This window comes from Pseudomonadota bacterium (assembly GCA_039815145.1).
Taxonomy (GTDB): Bacteria; Pseudomonadota; Gammaproteobacteria; order Steroidobacterales; family JBCBZW01; genus JBCBZW01.
In genome coordinates this window covers 26,714-44,507 of the sequence record JBCBZW010000035.1, presented here as the reverse complement: position 1 = coordinate 44,507, position 17,794 = coordinate 26,714, and the positions used below count along the sequence as shown (strand labels likewise).

The following is a 17,794-nucleotide window of genomic DNA, read 5'->3' as shown; positions in this document are numbered from 1 at the left end:
GGTGTTTTTTCTTTTTTTGGGGCGGGGGGGGGGGGCGTTTGGCCCCTCGGTGGGGGCGGGGTCCAACCCCCCCCGCCCCCCCAACGGCTACTGGTTCACACTTTCGCCCCGCATATATACATATCCGGTACCGGGTCGCCGCTCGGCGGTCGTAGCTGTTGGTAGAGTTCGCCGAACCCCTATTCGTTCTCGAACAACAGAGAGAGCCTATGAGCACCGCAGTTGACCACGTAGCCGAATTGGCCAAGGCACAAGAGGAGAAGAAGCGGTTTCGAGTTTGGTTCGAGTCCGCCATGATGATGGTGGATAACACGCCAGCCCCCCTCATGTGGGCTAACGCGGAGCAAGACTTCTGCATTTCCTATATGAACACGGCGGGTCGCAAGAGCCTGAAGGCCCTGAGCGACCACACGGGCGTGTCGCCGAAGGACATGGATGGCGCACCGCTCGGACGTCTGTTCGGCGCTCAGGCCTCCACCCTGCCGAACCTGAGTGACTCGAGTCAGTTGCCGTGGCAATCGCGGGTGGTGTTTGGCACCCAAACCCTGGATTTTCAGATTCGCGCGATCCTCGACCGCAAGGAACAGTATTGCGGCGCCATGATCACGTGGTCCGATGTCACCGATCGGGTGAATCTCATCCAGAGCTTCGAGGATGACGTCTACGGCGTCGCCAACGAGATCGGCCGCTCGGCCGACCAGCTCATGTCGAGTGCAGAAATCGTTCGCAGCGGCTCGCGCGAGTCGGCGCAAGGCGCAGAGCAGGTGTCGGGTGGTATCAACTCCGTAAGCGCCAACCTCAATGACCTGGCGTCCGCCGGCGAAACGCTGGTCACCGCCGTGGCTGAGATCGGTAAGCGTGGCAAGGAGTCGAGCGATGCCTCCCAGCTCATCGCCCAGCAGGCGGGCAACGCGGACGAGAAGGTCAAAGTGCTCGCGGAGGGCACCTCGCAGATCGGCGAAGTGCTGCGGCTGATTACGGAGATAGCTAACCAGACCAACCTGCTCGCCCTGAACGCCACGATCGAGGCGGCGCGGGCCGGTGAGGCCGGTCGGGGGTTTGCCGTGGTGGCGAAGGAAGTGAAGTCACTCTCGAACAAGACCTCCGAGGCGATCTCGAACATCGAGCATCAGATCCGCGCGATCGAGACGGCCACCTCGGGTGCCGTGGCGGCCCTGGCGGAGATCCGCGAGTCCATCGGCTCGGTCACCGACACCGGTGAGCAGATCGGCTCGGCAGTGGACGAGCAGAGTCACGCGACGGATCAGATCCAGTCTCTGATCAGCGAGATTCGGCGTTTGATGCAGGATGTGGCCCGCCATACGCAGGGCGCCACGCAGCGCATCTCGAGCGCTGGCCAGGCGTCCGAGAGCTTGCATGTGGATGTGGGCGATCTACGGGAGGTGTCGGAGCGCCTGCGCTCGCAGGTGGAGAACTTCCTGGCCGCGATTCGTGGCGGTGGCGCCTAGGGGCCCGCGCGCCGCACGCCTGTTTCGAGACTGAAGAAAACCCCCTGCGGCTATTCGCCGCAGGGGGTTTTTTGTGTCCGTCGATGGTACGTGTCCGTCGAGCGAGACGCGCAAAAGCAAAACGCCGAGGTCCCCGACGGCCCTCGGCGTTTGCCAGCGTTAGCGTGGGGGTGTCAGCTCACAAAGAAGGACACGTTACCCATGCCGTAGCGGGGCACGTCCACCTTGAGGTGGGCGGCGTTGCCAGCACTCACGATCTCGTTGGCCGCATCGTCGAGCGCCTCGCCGGGTGCGTGGATGCCGCCGAGCTTCAGGTGGGGCGTCTTCTCATCCATCAGCAGACGCGTGCAGAGGTTCATCACCTCGTACAGGTTGTCCACCATGGGCTTGCTCAGGCTGCCGTCGGCGATCGCATCCTCGGCGCCAGCCTTGGGGATCAACGACAGGGCCGAGCCCGCGAAGGCGCCGAACTTGGTGTCGCAGGCGCTGACGGCCACCAGCTTGCCCTCGTCGTCGACGAAGGTGGCCAGGTAGCCGGCGTTGGGGTCCACGGGCGATCCCTCGAAGATCTCCGTGTCCTCGCCGAACACCATGCCGAGCATCTCGGTGGTGGACTCATGAGTAGGAACTAGGAAGTTTGGCACGTTACTTATCCTCGTTGACGTCAGGCGATGATGTCCGTTAGGGCATCTTTGAAGCTATCCGGAGTGAACGGCTTGGCGATCAGGAACTTGGCGCCAGCCTCGCTGGCACGGGCGCGCATCTCTGCACTCGCCTCTGTAGTGACGAACCCGAAGGTCAGACCCAGGCCCTTGTCGCCATGCTCTTCGCTCTCTTCCTTGAGCTTCTCCAGTAGTTCGATTCCAGTCATGTTGGGCATGTTCCAGTCCGAGAGCACCACGTCGGGCCTCTCTTCGCCGATCGCGTCGTAGCCCTTGGCGCCGTCTTCGGCCTGCACGATGTCGTGACCGCCAAAGCCGGCCTGGCGCAGGCATCGAACGACCATCAGTCGCATCGCGATGCTGTCGTCCACAACCAGGATCTTCATTGTTAAGTCTCCTATCGGGGTAGATATCGTTTGGCCTTCGCCGCACGAGCAAAGCGTTCGGACGCCTAGCGAGCCTTGCTAGCGCATCACCATCTCGAAGGGTGTCGGCTGCGTGCGCAGTAACTTGAGAGCAGACAGTCGATCGGGTCGAGGAACTGAGGGGGCCCTGCAGCGGTGGCATCGGGAATGCCGAATGGCGCACAGATTCCTTACGCGCCAGAGGATTCCATACGGTCGTGCCTCCAATTACGCGCAAACGGGTCGATAGCAGTCTCAGCGATCCGAGAACGCGCGGCTGCTCGATGAGAGAGCGAGCAGCAGGTGCCCCCGACAGCTACCCAGGAAACGAGGACCGATGGCCATCACCAACGAAACAGCGACGGAGTCTGCCACCGAGTCGACCACCAACCAGTATCTCACCTTCATGCTCGACGGCGCCGAATACGGGGTCGACATATTGCGTGTGCAGGAGATTAAGGGGTGGGACACGGCAACCCGCATTCCCAACACGCCCGAGTTCGTCATGGGGGTCATCAACCTCCGCGGCACCGTGGTGCCGGTCATCGATCTACGCCGCCGCTTTGAGCTCGACCCCCTCGAGTACAGCAACACGACGGTGGTGGTGATCGTGAAGGTGCAGTCGGATGCTAAGCGCGAGCACACCTTCGGGTTCGTCGTGGACGCCGTGTCCGAGGTGTACTCGGTGCCTCACGAGAACATCAAGCCACCGCCCGAAGTCGGCACGTCCGTGAACATCGACTTCGTGAAGGGCCTGGTGACCGTTGACGAGAAGATGTTGATCCTGCTGGACATCGACAACCTGGTCGATTCGCACATGCAGATGGATGAAGAAGAGGCAGTCCACTAGGACTGCGCTCCGATTAAGAACACTACGCTAGTTAGGTAGAGGATTGGTCATAAGAGCGCCCGAGAGCGCCTCCTTCCCAGTCCTCTTACACGACATACGCAGGCACAGGAACTAGACGACGTGGCTAAGATTCTTGCGGTTGACGACTCGCCCTCGATTCGGCAGATGGTGACGTTGGTGTTGAAGTCTGGCGGACACGATGTCGTGACCGCCGAAAACGGCGTCGAGGCGCTCGAGTTCGCCCAGGACGAGGATGTGAACCTCGTCGTGACCGACGTCCACATGCCGGAAATGAATGGGATCACGTTGATCTCGCGCCTGCGAGAACTCGGTGGTTACCGATTCACTCCCATCCTGGTGCTGACCACCGAGTCGAGCGCTGAGATGAAAGCCAAGGGGAAGTCCGCCGGTGCCACCGGTTGGATCGTAAAGCCCTTCAGTCCCGACTCGTTGCTCGCAACGGTCGACAAAGTGCTGTCCTGACCCCGAGGAGATACGTCGCATGTCCGACTTCGACATGTCCGAAATCACGGACATTTTCTTCGAAGAAAGTGTGGAAGGGCTCGAGGTACTCGAAGCCGGACTCCTACGCCTAGAACCAGGTGAGCCCGACGCCGATACGGTCAACGAGGTGTTCCGCGCTGCGCACTCCATCAAGGGTGGCTCCGGTACCTTCGGCTTCGAGGCGATCGCTGAGTTCACCCATCATATGGAGACGCTGCTCGATCAGATGCGTTCGGGTGAGCGCAACGTGACCGAGCCGGTCGTCGCGCTTCTGTTGAAGTCCGTCGATTGCCTACGAGATATGCTAGGAGCGGCCAAAGAGGGCTCTGCCCACGATACGGCCCGAGTTGCCGATTTGCAGCAGAAGCTCGAGACCGAAGTGGCTGCCCTGGGGCAGGGCGGTCCGGCGGATGCCGCCGCGGGCGGGCAGAGTGCCGCCGGCGATGCAGCCACCGCCACTGGGAAGGCCTCCGCCGAAGCTGCGCAGGGCGCACCGGGAGACGCGGGCGCAGCCGAACAACCGGCTGCCGGCGCGACGCAGGCTGCCGGGGAGGCAGCGGACGATGGGCAGCGCGACGTGACCGTCAAGTTCGCTCCTCATCCGAACATGATGGCGACGGGGAACTGCGTCCTCAGCCTCACGCGCGATCTCGCTGCCCTCGGGGCGGTCACCCCCAGCGTCGCCCTCGACAAGTTGCCGGCCTTCGGTGAACTCAATCCCGAAGCTTGCTACCTGGACTGGACCTTCGTGGTGCGCACGGCTGAGAGCCTTCAGAGTGTGCGCGACGTATTCGACTGGGTGGAGCTCAGCGCCGATATCGCCATCAGCGAAGCTGCTGCAGCAGTGGCGGGTGAGACAGGCGACGAATCAGGCGCCACCCCGGGCCAGGCGCAGGCGGCAGCACCACAGGCCGCCGCCAGCGCTGCGCAAGCATCCCCTGCCGCGTCGCCTGCAGCCGCGCCTGCGCCAGCAGCCGCGCCGAGTGCGCCTGGTAAGGCCGAGGCCGCGCCCGCTAAGGCCGCTCCGCCGCCCGCGAGTGCGCCGGCATCCGCGGGCGGTGCTAAGCCCCCTGCTGATCCGCCGAAGAAGTCTGGCGGTGGCGGTGGCGGTGGCAGTGAGTCCACGTCGATCCGCGTCAGCATCGACAAGATCGACAACCTGCTCAACCTGGTAGGTGAGCTCGTCATCACCCAGTCGATGCTGAGGCGCTACGGCGCGGACGCTGATGACTCGCTCGGCGGTCTGAAGGACAGTCTCGCTCAGCTCGAGCGGCATACGCGCGAGCTCCAGGAGAGCGTCATGCAGATCCGCATGCTGCCGATCCGCTTCTGCTTCAGCCGCTTCCCGCGTCTGGTACGCGACCTGAGCGCTCAGCTCGGCAAGAAGATCGATCTCAAGCTCACCGGGCAGCAGACGGAGCTCGACAAGACCGTACTCGAGAAGATCGGTGACCCCCTCGTGCACCTGGTGCGCAATTCCCTCGACCATGGCATCGAGCCTGTGGAGAAGCGTAGGGAGGCCGGCAAGTCCGAGACGGGCACGATCGAACTCAGCGCTTTCCACGAGGGCGGGAACATCGTTATCCGCATCTCCGACGACGGCCAGGGCCTCAACCCTGAGAAGATCCTCGACAAGGCGCGCTCGCGTGGCCTGGTGGGACCGGACGAGCAGGTCTCCGACGAGCGTGCGATCCAGATGATCTTCCAGCCCGGGTTCTCGACCGCCGAAACGGTCAGCGACGTCTCCGGCCGTGGCGTGGGTATGGACGTGGTGCGCCGGAACATCAAGGACCTCGGTGGCCGCGTAGAGGTGACCTCGGAGGTTGGTGTCGGCACGGTCTTCACTATCCGCCTGCCGCTCACGCTCGCCATCCTCGACGGTCAGCTGGTGCGTATCGGCGAGGAGACCTTCGTGCTGTCGCTGCTCTCCATCGTCGAGACCGTCCAGGTTCGCTCCAACGAGATCAACGAGTTCGCGGGTAAGCGGCGCGTGTACCAGACGCGGGGTGAGTTCATACCCGTTACCAGCTTTTACGATGCCTTCTACCGCACGCGCTCCGACGTGCCCGATCAGGGCCTGCTGGTCATCGTCGAGGCGGACGGCCAGCGGGTCGGGCTATTCGTGGACGAGCTGCTGGAGCAGCAGCAGGTCGTGATCAAGAGCCTCGAGGAAAACTACCGCCAGGTTGAAGGCCTCTCCGGGGCAACGATTCTCGGCGACGGCACCGTCGCCCTGATTCTCGACGTGCCAGGCTTCGTGCACCGGTTCTACAACCGCGGCGAGGCTCGCGGCGGGCGGGCAGCAGCCTAAGGGCGTAGTGCGCAGCGCGGTGGGCCGAAACACGTTGGCGGGGAGAAGGAGTTAGAGCAATGGCAGAACAAGCAGCGGTGGTCGAGAAATTGGAAGGTGATGCGATCCAGGTGAATCTCCCTGGGCAGCTGACGATCGCCGGTAGCTCGGCCCTACATGAAGAGCTCGCGCGCATCGTCGAGAGCACGGATGTGGTCACCCTCAACGCGAGTCAGGTGGAGAAGGTCGACACGGCGGGCCTGCAGCTGATCGCCGCCTTCGCCCATGAGAGGGGCGATCAATCGTTGATCACCGAACTACGTCACCGTTCCGATCGATTGACGGAAGCGCTAGCGATGCTAGGGCTCACGACCGTCTTTTCCTAAGCGGGCGGCTGTGTGACTCAGACGACCAACACGGGCGATCCGAATGGGGTCAGCGTTTGCGAGGATGCTGACGATCATGACGGGGGCCATCAACGGGCGCTTCAAGCGCTCCTGGATCTGCAGCGTGCGCAGCTCGAAGCGCTGCGCTCGGATGCCCAGGAACGGTTGGATGAGCTGGCCGACGCCTTCAAGGTGATGGGTGCCGCTCTGAAGGCCAGCGGTGGCGCCGAGGGCGAGGTCAAGCTCAGCTCCGATGTCATCGTGCAGACGCTGCAGTTCGCTGACAACCAGGCCCAGCGCCTCGAACACCTGATTCGCGCCATGGATCAGATGGGTTCGCTAGTCGCCTCGCCGAGCGCCGAGTCCACTGACGCGTGGGCTGCTCTGCGATCGGGCATGCGGTCGGACTACACGATGGTGCGCGAGTGCGAGGTGTTCGACAGTTTGTTCGGTTCGCCACCGGACGCACTCGCCGCACCGCCGCCGTCGTCATCTGGCGAGTCCAGCATCGAATTGTTTTAGCGCAGGAGCGCGCTGCGCCCGCTGGGCGCGGTCGCCCTGGTCAGGGTGAGAGGGGAGAGGCTTGAGCGCGAAATCAATGGGAAACCTTGCGGAGGATCGTTCGTCCGTCCGCCGCCACTATTCGCCGAAGCACGATCGCGAGGTGGTCAACATCCAGGCCGGTGACTGCTACGTGACCGATCACGACGAGGGCATCACCACGGTCTTGGGTTCCTGCATCGCCGCCTGCGTGCGTTCGCCGAGCCTCGGAGTCGGGGGGATGAATCACTTTATGCTGCCCGCATCCAACAGCGGTGGCCAGGCGCAGGATCCGGGCTTCGCCATGCGCTATGGTGCCTACGCGATGGAGTATCTAATCAATGAAATCATTCGTCGAGGGGGAGATCGGGCTGGCCTCGAGGTGAAGTTGTTCGGCGGTGCCAGTGTGATGGCGTCTCTGTCGGATGTCGGCGAGCGCAACATCGCATTCGTTCGCGAGTTCCTGAAGACCGAGGGCTTCAAGATCAGTTCGGAGGATCTGGGCGACGTTAATCCGCGTCGAGTGATGTATTTCCCGGCCACCGGCAAGGCGATGGTCAAGCGGCTCCAGGAGGTCTCCACCACCGAGATCGCCTCTCGCGAGCAGGAGCACATGCGGGCGATCGCAAGTCCTCCGAAGCAAGAGAGCGCACCCGACATTGAATTGTTCTAGGGAGAACCCGATGCGCGTCGTAATCGTCGATGACAGCCAGAGCATGCGTCAGCTGCTCAACCAGTTGATCTCCCAGGACAGCGACCTGGAAGTGGTCGGCATGGCCGAGGATCCCTACGAAGCTCGTGATCTCATCAAGGCCACCAATCCCGACGTGATTACGCTGGATGTGGAAATGCCGAAGATGGACGGGCTCAGTTTCCTGCGCAACATCATGCGGCTGAGGCCGATGCCGGTGGTGCTGGTGAGCTCCCTGGTCGGGCGCAACATTCAGGTTGCCGTGGAGGCGCTTGAGATCGGGGCCGTAGACGTCTTGACCAAGCCGACCGCCGACACGATGCCTCAGTTCGGTGAGCAGCTCCGTGAGAAGCTACGTATCGCCGGCAGCCGCACGGTGGATCAGCTCAAGTGCGGTGCGGTGGCGTCGCCGAAGGCGGCGCCGCTGAGATCTGCCAAGTCGAGTGAAGCGGCCAGTGGGGTGGTGGATCGGGTGATCGCGATCGGCTCCTCGACCGGCGGCACCTCGGCGGTGAAGGAGATCCTGCGTGAGCTGCCCGGGGATCTGCCGCCGATCATGATCTCCCAACACATTCCCGAAAAATTCTCCAAAGCCTTCGCGGACAGTGCCGATCGCCTGACGGCGCTCACGGTGGTAGAAGCGCAGGATGGCGACACGGTCAAGCGTGGCCATGTGTACGTGGCCCCGGGCGGCTTTCACCTGACCCTCGCTCGCGAGGGGACAGGCTACGTTTGCCGGGTGGTCTCCGGAGATCGTGTCAACGGTCACCGGCCCTCGGTAGAGGTGATGTTCGACTCTGTCACCGAACTCATGGGGCGCCGCCAGCTAGGCGTTATCTTGACCGGTATGGGTAACGACGGCGCACACGCGATGGTGCGCCAACGCGAGGCCGGCGCTTTCACGGTTGCGCAGGACGAGGCGAGTAGCGTGGTGTGGGGCATGCCGGGCGAGGCACACAAGCTCGGCGGCGCTTGCGAGACGCTGCCGCTGTCTGAGATCGCAGCCGCCGTCGTCTCCTGGTGTGATCGACCCTTGGGCAAGGCCCAAGAGGCCAAGTTGGCCGCTAACGGAGCGTAGAGAATGGTTGCTTCCTCCCCCTCGGCCGAAGGCCAAGACGAGAACTTCGAGTTCACCGATCAACACTTCGAGACCATCCGCGAGGTGGTCACGTCGACGATCGGCGTGCAGCTGCCGGACATCAAGCGGCAGCTGGCGTACTCGCGCTTCGCCAAGCGTATGCGCAAGATCGGGGTCAGTAACTTCGATCAGTACATCGCGCTGCTGAAGGACCCCACCAGCGGTGAGATGGATGCGCTACCGAGCATCATCACCACCAACATGACCTCGTTCTTTCGCGAGCGGCATCACTTCGATTACCTCGCGCAGACCGTGCTGCCGGCGTTGCGCGACCAGAAGCGCATTCGCATCTGGTGTTGTGCATCCTCCACCGGAGAGGAGCCCTACTCGATCGCGAGTGTGGTGATGGACGTGCTCGGTGGCCCGTCGCGCACGATTCGCAACGACGTCAAGATCCTCGCCACCGACATCGACACGCAGGTGCTGGACCACGCCAAGGCGGGCATCTACCAGGAAGCCAAGGTGCCCGCAGACTTCCGCAGCCGCTGGACGCAGAAGCGCCCCGACGGCAGCTACGAGATCGTGCCGGAATTGCGTCAGCTGCTCACCTTCAAGCGCCTGAACCTGCTCGGCGATTGGCCGATGAAGGGCCCCTTCGACGTAATCTTCAATCGCAACGTCGTCATCTACTTCGACCTCGAGACGAAGTCGCGGATCTTCCAGCGTCAGTCGGATCTCCAGCGACCCGGCGACACGCTGATGATCGGCCATTCCGAGCAGCTGACGGGCCCCGCCGATCGCTACGAACGCCTGGGGCACACCATCTACAAGCGCCTCTGACGGTCCGGTCAGATCGGTGAGCCCGGCGGGATCGGATGCCGGGGCCCCAGCGACGCTTCCGATGGCCGCTCGAGGAAGCGAGTGAGTTCGGCCGCGAGTTCCTGGTGGTAAGACGATGCCGCCTGCTCCGATGCCCACCCTTGGATGTCACGCAGCGTGCCCATCACGGTGGTGCGCACGCCTTGAGACGCGTTGGCGTCGATGCTCAGGCGCTGCAGCTCCCGTAGGAAGGTCCAGGCGATCTCCCGCGCGGCCACGGCCTTGGCCGACGTTCCCCCTTCGCTCAGCTGGATGCGATCGGTCGCGATGCGCTCGAGCAGCACATCGAGGCTCGGTAGTGCGGGGTCCTGTGCCTGCTGCGCCAGCAGGCGTTCTGCGCGTTGGGAATCCAGCAGCAGGCTCGCGGTGAGTTGGGCGCCGGCGCGCACCGGGGCGTTGGGGTCGAAGACCCGCCCCGTCCGGTGGGTGAAGTATTCGCGCGTGCGTGCCGACTCGCTCTCCGGCGGATGCATCAGGGCACGTATGTGGGGGCGAACCAGGAGCGTGTCGACTGCACTGGCCCCGAGCACGGCATCGATCGCCCGTAGCTGTCGCTTCGCACTCACCGGCGCAGGGTCAGGCACCGCTTCGCGGCGCAGGCCGTAGCGGTAATGGGTGCCGCCGATGAGCTTGGCGGCCGCTTCCAGCTGATAGCGATGCACCAGGTAGACGGGCACCAGGCGCGCTTCGGCTTCGTAGAGGGGCCGGCCCGGGCGCAGCACTGCCGCCGAGAACTTCTTCAGGGCCAGAGCACGGATACGCATCAGCTCCTCGAGCCGCGCCAGCGGGTCTGCCCCATTGTCCCAGAGGTGGGCGCCAGGGGCAGCGGTCGAGGGGCTTCGGGCGTCGGCGTCCGACAGGTACGCGAGGTCGGCGCCGGCCGCGATGATCTGACGCAGGCCGGGCGCTTCTTCAGCCTGCGCGAACCCGCGGTAGAGATAATCGATGGCGTGCAGATCCCAGCGACCGGCGCCGACCGAGTAGGCCTTGGTGATATCGATCTTGCCGCGTCCATCGAGGCGGATGTAGGGATGCGGGTAGTCCATCACCGACGCATCACCCTGGCCGCTGGCCGCGAAGTTGTGGGCGAGGCCGAGCGTATGGCCCACCTCGTGGGCGGCAAGCTGGCGTAGGCGTGCCAAGGCCATCTCACGCGCTGCGGCGCCGCCGTCACCCCCTTCACCGAAGGGGCCTGTTAGGGCCTCGGCGATCAGTTGGTCCTGGCGTACGCGCTGGGAGCCCAGGGTGACGTGGCCCTTCAGAATCTCTCCCGTGCGCGGGTCGATGACGCCCCAGCCGTAGGACCAGCCGCGGGTCGCGCGGTGCACCCATTGGATCACGTTGTAGCGAATATCCAGGGGGCTGGCGCCCTCGGGCAGCAGCTCGACGCGAAAGCCGTCCGGGTAGCCGGCGTGGGCGAAGGCTTGCGCCCACCAGCTCGCCCCTTCCATCAGGGCGGAGCGGATGGGCTCTGGGGCGCCGCGATCAACGTAGTAGACGATGGGGTCGAGGGTCTGACCGCTCTCGGCGTCCCGTTGCAGGCGATGGCGGGCGACGATCTGCTTGCGCAGGGGGCTGTCCAAGGGCGCCGCGAAGTCGTAGAACTCCCGCGAGTAACCTCCCGAACGTGGATGATAGGTGCGCGGGCGATAGCCTGCGTCGGGGGCAGCGATGAAGTCGTGGCGGATGCGGACGCTCAGGGCCTGGGGCGTCGGCGTGACATCGCTCAGGTAGTTCCCTGGATCGCTGCCGGAGAACGTGAGCAGGGCCTCCACCACCGTGTTCTTGGGGAAGGACTCCAGCGCATCGCCGAGCACCAGGCTGCGGGCGCCGTCGAGCTTGTAGTTGCCCTGCTTGGTGCCGCGCAGGCGGCCGACGATGCCGTGCACGTCGGTGGTGGCAAACGCGGTGAGATCCGCCAGTACGTGCTGGTCGTCGCGCGCCTTGATGGGCAGGGATGCGAGCACGGAACTGGCGAAGGCTTCGGTCACCGCACGGCGCTCGTCGGCGTTCTCGGAGCGAGCGCGATAGGCGAGGTTAGGCTGCACCACCAGCACCCGATCCCCGTGCACCTGGAGTTGCACGTAGCGCGTATTGCCGATCTGACCGCGATCGAGCCCGATGTCGTTAGAGCCGACCCCCGCCGCCAGGTAGTTCACGTACAGCGCATCGGTGCCCTCAGCCGGCACGGCGACGTACAAGCTGTGCTCCTGGGCGGAGAAGTAGAGATCGAGAAAGCCCGGGTGATGGGCGAAGTCCGCCGTGAGCTCGGCGATCGTCGGCGGATCGTCCGCACGCGCCGGCACGGCGGACATCAGTGACAGGGTGAGTGCGGCGGCAAGCAGGGGGCGCCACCGCAGCAGCTGCTGCTGCGGGGCGAGGAACGACGGGTACAGCATCACTTTCCTTAGGACACTAGGTGGTCATGGCGACCTCGACCCTAGCAGATAGCGATGGCGGACGCGGCGGGGAAGGCGTTCTCCGGAGTGTGTTGGCGGGCTTGCGGCTCATGTACGGCGAGCACACGCTCCAGGGCGGCATCGATGTCGCGCAGGAGATCCTGGGCGTCTTCGATGCCCGCCGAGAGGCGCAGCAGGGAGTCACCGATACCGGCGGCCCGGCGTGCCTGCGGCGCCATTGCCGCGTGAGTCATGGTGGCCGGATGCGCCACCAGACTCTCCACGCCGCCGAGGGACTCGGCGAGGGAGAAGTACTCCAGGTCGTCCAGGAAGGCGCGCACCTCCTCGGTGCCGCCCACGAGTTCCACGCTCAGCATGCCGCCGCCCGCGCGCTGTTGGCGCGCCGCGATATCGTGGCCCGGATGGGTGCCGAGGCCGGGGTAGTACACCGCCTGCACGGCGCGGTGGCCGACCAGGTGCTCGGCGATCGCCGTGGCGTTCTCCACGTGCAAGCGCATACGCGCGTTGAGGGTGCGCAGGCCGCGCAAGGTCAGGTAGCCGTCGAAGGGAGAGCCGGTCAGCCCCAGGCAGTTGGCCCACCAGTTCAATTGCTGGTGGAGTTCGTCGTTGGCAGCGATCGCGGCGCCGCCCACCACATCGCTGTGGCCGTTGATGTACTTCGTCGTGGAGTGCACGACGATGTCGGCGCCGAGCAGGATCGGGTTCTGCAGCGCGGGTGAGAGGAATGTGTTGTCCGCCACCACCAGTGCATCGCAGGCGGCGTGGGCCTGCTGGCAGATGCGCTCGATATCGACGATGCGCAGCAGCGGGTTGCTCGGCGTCTCGACCATGACCATGCGCGGCTTGCGGGCGAGGGCGCTCCCGAGGGCGTCCGGATTGCCCTGATCGATGAAGGCGACTTCGAAGTGCCCCTTGCGGCTGAGTGTGTCGAGGAGGCGATAGGTACCCCCGTAACAGTCGACGGGAGCGAGCAGCAGATCACCGGGTTCCAGCAAGCTGCACACCAGGTGGATGGCGGCCATGCCCGAGCTGGTGATCGTGGCGCCCGCCCCGTGCTCCAGGCGAGCGAGCGCGGTCGCTAGCTGATCCCGCGTGGGGTTGCCGGAACGGGTGTAGTCGTACTCGCGCTTACGATCGTAGCCCTCGAAGGTGTAGTTCGAGGACAGGTATAGCGGGGGAATCACCGCGCCGTGGGCAGTGTCTTCGCAAATGCCTGTGCGGACGGCGGCGGTGCTGGGCCTAGCGTTCATGATCGCTCCTTCGAAACAGGGCCTTGGGCGCGCAGGCCGCGCGCCTCGGTCGAGGGGTCGGAAACCAGGGGGGTAAGGGGGCGTTCGCGCTGGCGGCGTTGCCACAGGGCGAGGCGCGGTGCAGCCAGGGAGTCCTTGAGGGCTTCGGGTTCTTGCCCGGCGTGGCGCGAAGTCTGCGCGACACGCCATAGGAACCGACGCCAGGACGTGCGACCGACGGGGCGCGCCTCGCGGCTGCTAGAAGGATCGTCAGGATGGCTCACGCACCGCTCCTTACAGTCAAACCTGCACGAGATCCGCTGCGGATTCGTGAGGACACTGAGAGGTTGGGAGCGTGCCTGCGGGGCGGACGCCGGTGCAGGACTTCCCTCATCTCTCGGTGGGACGAACCCCCGTAGGATTTGGCACCGTGTCGGATTTGCATCCGATGGTTGCCCCGGCGTCTTCGGGCCTATCCCTCAGCCGGTCTCGATGAGTGATCTCAGAGTAAGCGCAGCTTGTGCCGCGCGTCAATCCCATGCGCGGGACCCGGGTCACACCGCGCAGCATCCCGCGCGGATCTCGGCTCGGGCGGGTCGCAACCCACTCGAGCAACAGCGGTCGCCGCGATGGCGCGGAAAAAAACCGAGATCCACGAGATGATCACCAATTCGATGAGGTTCGATGCGTGCCGGGCGTCGGCGGTCTGCGGGTCGCGAGCGTGGCGCGCGCGACGCAGACCCTTGCCGCGGCCGCGGGGGCGAAGATCTGCGGCGCCTGACGAGGACGGCGTGTGTCTTTCGGGGCCGCACTTTCGGCGACGATGCCCGCCAGTACGGCCCCCGTTACAGGAGAATCGTCGTCGGCAACGATCAGCGCCGCACACTGCGCATCCCGAACGGTCACCGAGACAGGTGAGTCGTCGCAGGGGCTCCGAGGGCTGTCAGCCAATACCGTGCGGCACGCTCGCGCCTAGTCGCACCACAACGTTCGACGGTCGGGCGAGGGCCGCGGCGGCGGGGATCGGGCGGCGATCGTTATGTGGTGTCGCGGCGACGCCGTTCACCCGCGGCAGTGGGCAAACGGCTGAGTTACTATCGGCGGCCTGGTGTGTCCGTCGCGGGTCGGAGAATGACCGTGGCGGGGTGAGCGAGGACTGCTCCTCGCTCATCCAATGCCAGAGACATACAACTATATCGGGGTAGCCGAAATAATGACTCGTTCCAACTCTCTCGCAGCCGGCCTGTGTGCCGCCCTTGCGTTGACGCTGTCGGCATCGACCGCGTTCGCGCACGGTGAAGTGAAGCCGCGCTTCGTCGCGGTCGGTGGTGCCGACAGTGGCGATTGCACGGATGCAAACGCTCCTTGTGGCTCCATCATGTACGCCATCCAAAACGCTGGTAAGGGCGACTTCGTCGCGCTCGCCAAAGGCACCTACGAGTTCGACCCGAAGGAAGCGATCCTTCTGGTCAGCGATGTGGTGCCCGTGGTCGGTGGTTACCGCCAGGCCGACGGCTTCCTCAACCGCGACGTGGCAAGCCCGGACACCTACGTGATCGGCGCACCGCCGCGTATGCGTGAGCGCCTCGCCGAGCGCGGCATCACGTTGATCGCTGACCGCAAGGGCCTGTCGCCGAAGTTCTCGAAGTTCGAGGCGCAGATCAACGCCGTGGCCAACGCGCCTGCGCGCGTGGACTGCGTCGGTGGCCAGGTCGGCCCCTTCGAGTGCAGCAACATCAACCTGCTCGGCCTGAAGCAGCTCAGCACCTTCAGCACCAACCCGAGCGCGGCCAACGACATCTGGGGTTTCGTTGATCTAAACAACGGTCGTGAGTACGCCCTGATCGGCCTGCGCAACGCGACGGCCGTGGTGGACATCACCCGACCGCGCCGTCCGCGTGAGGTGGGTAGCATCTCCGGTGCCAGCACGACCTGGCGCGACATCAAGGTGGTGCAGACCTTCGATGAGAACGAAGGCCGTTGGAAGGGCTACGCCTACGTCGTGTCCGACGCGACCAGCGATGGCCTGCAGATCATCGATCTGTCCGGTCTGCCCTTCAGCATCTCGCTGGCGAACACCTACCGTGACTTCAACAGCGCCCACAACATCTACATCAGCAACGTGGACTACAGCACGGGTGAGGTCTTCGAGGGCCAGACGCCCTACGCCTACATCCTCGGCTCCAACCGCAACGGCGGTGCCTTCCGCACGCTGGATCTGAGCGATCCCGTGAACCCCGTGGAAGTCACGGCGCCGCCGGCAGGTTCGCGCTACGTGCACGATGCCTCGAGCGTGACCCTGCAGGGTGAAGACGCCCAGCGTTGCGGCGCCGGTCGCACCCTGTGCGAGGTGTACATCGACTACAACGAGAGCACCGTGGACCTGTGGGACACCACCGACAAGGCCAACCCCGTGCTGCTGAGCTCGACCTCCTATCCGCAGGTGGGCTACACGCACTCCGGTTGGTGGTCGAAGAACGCAGACTTCGTGCTGATTCAGGACGAGCTCGACGAGAGCTTCTTCGGTCTCAACACCACCCTGCGGGTGCTCGACATTCGCGACCTCAGCAACCCGACGCTGGCCGGTGAGTGGGTGGGTCCCACCCGCGCCATCGATCACAACGGGTTCGTCAAGGGCGATCGCTACTACATGTCCAACTACCGTCGTGGCTTGACCATTCTCGACATCAGCAACCCTGCTGAGCCGACTGAGATCGGGTTCTTCGACACCTACCCGGACAGCAACAGCTCGTCCTTCAACGGCGCCTGGGGTGTGTTCCCCTACCTGCCGAGTGGTCGTTTGATCGTCAGCGACATCGAACGCGGTCTGGTGATCCTCAACGAGGCGGACGGTGGCGGTGGCGCTATCGGTGGCTCGCCGGTGACCAGCGGCAATTGATCCACGCCCCAGGACCGTCGTCGACCCTCAAGGAGGTCTTCACCGTCCTGGACGTGGCTGGCGCTGCAGCCTCGGCTCTGAGGCTGCAGCGCTTACCCCGCTGCGATGGCCAGCGGGTGCTTACCCTCCCTGGCTACGGTTTCGACGACGTCTCTTTGCTCGCCCTGCGGGTGCAGCTTCGCGCCCTGGGCGCTGAGGCCACTGGGTGGGGCCTCGGCATCAACTTCGGCCAGGTGGGGAAGCTACTGCCGCGGGTGAGTGCCCGCGTGCGCGAGGCTGCAGGGGCGGCCGGTGGCCCCGTCGCCCTGATCGGATGGAGCCTCGGTGGCTATCTCGCGCGTGAGGTGGCGCGCGATCAGCCAGCCCTGGTCAGCCGGGTGATCACCCTCGGCAGTCCCCTGCGTGGTGGGCCCAGATACACGGTGGTACGTAGCGTCTATGAGAGTCTCGGCTACGATCTCGATCACCTGGATGCGCAGATTCAGGCGCGTCAACAGGAACGGCCTCTGCAGGTGCCCGTCACGGCGGTCTACTCCAAGCGTGACGGTATCGTCGCCTGGCGCGCCTGCATCGATGAGGTGGAGTCCGTGACCGAGCACGTTGCGGTCAAGGCCACGCACCTCGGCCTGTGCTACGCGCCGGCTGTGCTCGAGGTAATCGCCGATCGGCTCGCTGCCGATCTGGATGACGAATTCGTCACCACCGCTGCGACCGATCGTCGATCGGCGCAATCCTCTGCTACCGACTGAACCTCCCCGCGCCCAGGTGGGCGCACTTCTCCACAGGAGCGAGTAGATCACGATGGCAACTTACGTGGTGAGCGGGTGCAATCGCGGTATCGGCTTGGAGCTGTGTCGTCAGCTCCGAGCGCGTGACCAACGGGTCATCGGCTTGTGTCGCCATGCATCGAGCGCACTGGTGGACCTGGGCGTGGAAGTGGTCGAGTCGATCGACGTCACCGAGGATGCATCGATGTCGGCCTTGCGCAAGGCCCTTGCCGATGTGCAGATCGATGTGCTGATCAACAACGCAGGCGTGCTCTCGCGGGAGTCCCTGGACGATCTCGATTGGGATCGCATGCGCCAGCAGTTCGAGGTCAACTCGCTCGGCCCCCTGCGCGTGACCCACGCCCTGCTGGAACAGCTGCAGCACGGCGCGAAGGTGGCGATCGTGACCAGCCGCATGGGCTCGATCAGCGAGAGCTCCGGCAGCTACTACGGGTACCGCATGTCCAAGGCCGCCGTGAACATGGCGGGGGCGAGTCTCGCCGCCGACCTGCGCTCGCGGGGCATCGCCGTGGCGTTGCTGCATCCCGGCATGGTGGCCACGGAGATGACGGGCTACCAGGGCATCTCGCCCGAGGAGGCGGCGGGCGGCCTGCTCGAGCGCATCGACGTCCTGAGCCTGGACGCCAGCGGGGAGTTCTGGCACGCCAACGGCGAGGAACTGGACTGGTAGGGCACCCCTCGCTCGGCGGGGTAGGGGCCTTGGGG

At 64.8% G+C, this 17,794-nt stretch carries 16 protein-coding genes and 1 riboswitch; of the genes, 12 read left to right on the top strand and 4 right to left on the bottom strand.

Annotation, left to right across the window (positions count from 1 at the left end):
- Positions 1-209: 209 nt before the first annotated feature.
- The gene (locus tag AAF184_11250) at positions 210-1,469 is read left to right on the top strand and encodes a methyl-accepting chemotaxis protein (protein MEO0422906.1); all 1,260 of its coding nucleotides are present in this window, start codon (positions 210-212) and stop codon (positions 1,467-1,469) included.
- A 173-nt stretch (positions 1,470-1,642) separates the two neighbouring features.
- On the opposite strand, the gene AAF184_11245 is transcribed toward AAF184_11250, so the two are convergent.
- On the bottom strand, positions 1,643-2,113 hold the full coding sequence (locus AAF184_11245; GenBank protein MEO0422905.1) for a hypothetical protein: 471 nt from the start codon (positions 2,111-2,113) through the stop codon (positions 1,643-1,645).
- 20 nt (positions 2,114-2,133) lie between these two features.
- Positions 2,134-2,517, bottom strand: coding sequence for a response regulator (locus AAF184_11240; protein MEO0422904.1), 384 nt, complete (start codon positions 2,515-2,517; stop codon positions 2,134-2,136).
- A gap of 355 nt (positions 2,518-2,872) precedes the next feature.
- Here AAF184_11240 and AAF184_11235 point away from each other — a divergent pair, with 355 nt between their 5' ends.
- The 8 genes from AAF184_11235 (at position 2,873) to AAF184_11200 (ending at position 9,714) form a co-directional block, all read left to right on the top strand.
- Positions 2,873-3,385, top strand: a complete 513-nt coding sequence (locus AAF184_11235) for a chemotaxis protein CheW (GenBank protein ID MEO0422903.1) — start codon at positions 2,873-2,875, stop codon at positions 3,383-3,385.
- Positions 3,386-3,505: 120 nt separating this feature from the next.
- Entirely contained in the window at positions 3,506-3,868 is a 363-nt protein-coding gene (locus tag AAF184_11230) for a response regulator (protein MEO0422902.1), read from the top strand.
- Positions 3,869-3,887: 19 nt separating this feature from the next.
- Positions 3,888-6,200 carry a chemotaxis protein CheA gene (locus tag AAF184_11225; GenBank protein ID MEO0422901.1) on the top strand — a complete coding sequence of 771 codons (2,313 nt, stop codon included), beginning with the start codon at positions 3,888-3,890 and terminating at the stop codon, positions 6,198-6,200.
- 59 nt (positions 6,201-6,259) lie between these two features.
- The gene (locus tag AAF184_11220; GenBank protein MEO0422900.1) at positions 6,260-6,565 is read left to right on the top strand and encodes an STAS domain-containing protein; all 306 of its coding nucleotides are present in this window, start codon (positions 6,260-6,262) and stop codon (positions 6,563-6,565) included.
- Positions 6,566-6,577: 12 nt separating this feature from the next.
- Complete coding sequence (locus tag AAF184_11215; protein ID MEO0422899.1) at positions 6,578-7,087, top strand: hypothetical protein; 510 nt, start codon at positions 6,578-6,580, stop codon at positions 7,085-7,087.
- A 61-nt stretch (positions 7,088-7,148) separates the two neighbouring features.
- Positions 7,149-7,778, top strand: coding sequence for a chemoreceptor glutamine deamidase CheD (locus AAF184_11210; GenBank protein ID MEO0422898.1), 630 nt, complete (start codon positions 7,149-7,151; stop codon positions 7,776-7,778).
- A gap of 10 nt (positions 7,779-7,788) precedes the next feature.
- Positions 7,789-8,874, top strand: coding sequence for a chemotaxis response regulator protein-glutamate methylesterase (locus tag AAF184_11205; GenBank protein MEO0422897.1), 1,086 nt, complete (start codon positions 7,789-7,791; stop codon positions 8,872-8,874).
- 3 nt (positions 8,875-8,877) lie between these two features.
- Complete coding sequence (locus tag AAF184_11200) at positions 8,878-9,714, top strand: protein-glutamate O-methyltransferase CheR (protein ID MEO0422896.1); 837 nt, start codon at positions 8,878-8,880, stop codon at positions 9,712-9,714.
- A gap of 8 nt (positions 9,715-9,722) precedes the next feature.
- On the opposite strand, the gene AAF184_11195 is transcribed toward AAF184_11200, so the two are convergent.
- A complete protein-coding gene (locus tag AAF184_11195; GenBank protein ID MEO0422895.1) occupies positions 9,723-12,152 on the bottom strand; it encodes a zinc-dependent metalloprotease in 2,430 nt (809 codons plus the stop codon).
- 41 nt (positions 12,153-12,193) lie between these two features.
- On the bottom strand, positions 12,194-13,423 hold the full coding sequence (gene metB, locus AAF184_11190) for a cystathionine gamma-synthase (GenBank protein ID MEO0422894.1): 1,230 nt from the start codon (positions 13,421-13,423) through the stop codon (positions 12,194-12,196).
- 366 nt (positions 13,424-13,789) lie between these two features.
- Positions 13,790-13,901, bottom strand: a riboswitch (SAM riboswitch).
- Between the two features lie 879 nt (positions 13,902-14,780).
- Here metB and AAF184_11185 point away from each other — a divergent pair.
- From AAF184_11185 to AAF184_11175, 3 genes are read left to right on the top strand one after another with little or no spacing between them, the layout of a single operon-like run.
- Entirely contained in the window at positions 14,781-16,301 is a 1,521-nt protein-coding gene (locus AAF184_11185) for a choice-of-anchor B family protein (GenBank protein ID MEO0422893.1), read from the top strand.
- The gene (locus tag AAF184_11180) at positions 16,298-17,050 is read left to right on the top strand and encodes an alpha/beta hydrolase (protein MEO0422892.1); all 753 of its coding nucleotides are present in this window, start codon (positions 16,298-16,300) and stop codon (positions 17,048-17,050) included. Before AAF184_11185 ends, AAF184_11180 begins: the two co-directional genes overlap by 4 nt.
- Positions 17,051-17,102: 52 nt before the next feature.
- Positions 17,103-17,759: an SDR family oxidoreductase gene (locus AAF184_11175; GenBank protein ID MEO0422891.1), complete on the top strand. Its 657-nt coding sequence runs from the start codon at positions 17,103-17,105 to the stop codon at positions 17,757-17,759.
- Positions 17,760-17,794 lie beyond the last annotated feature (35 nt).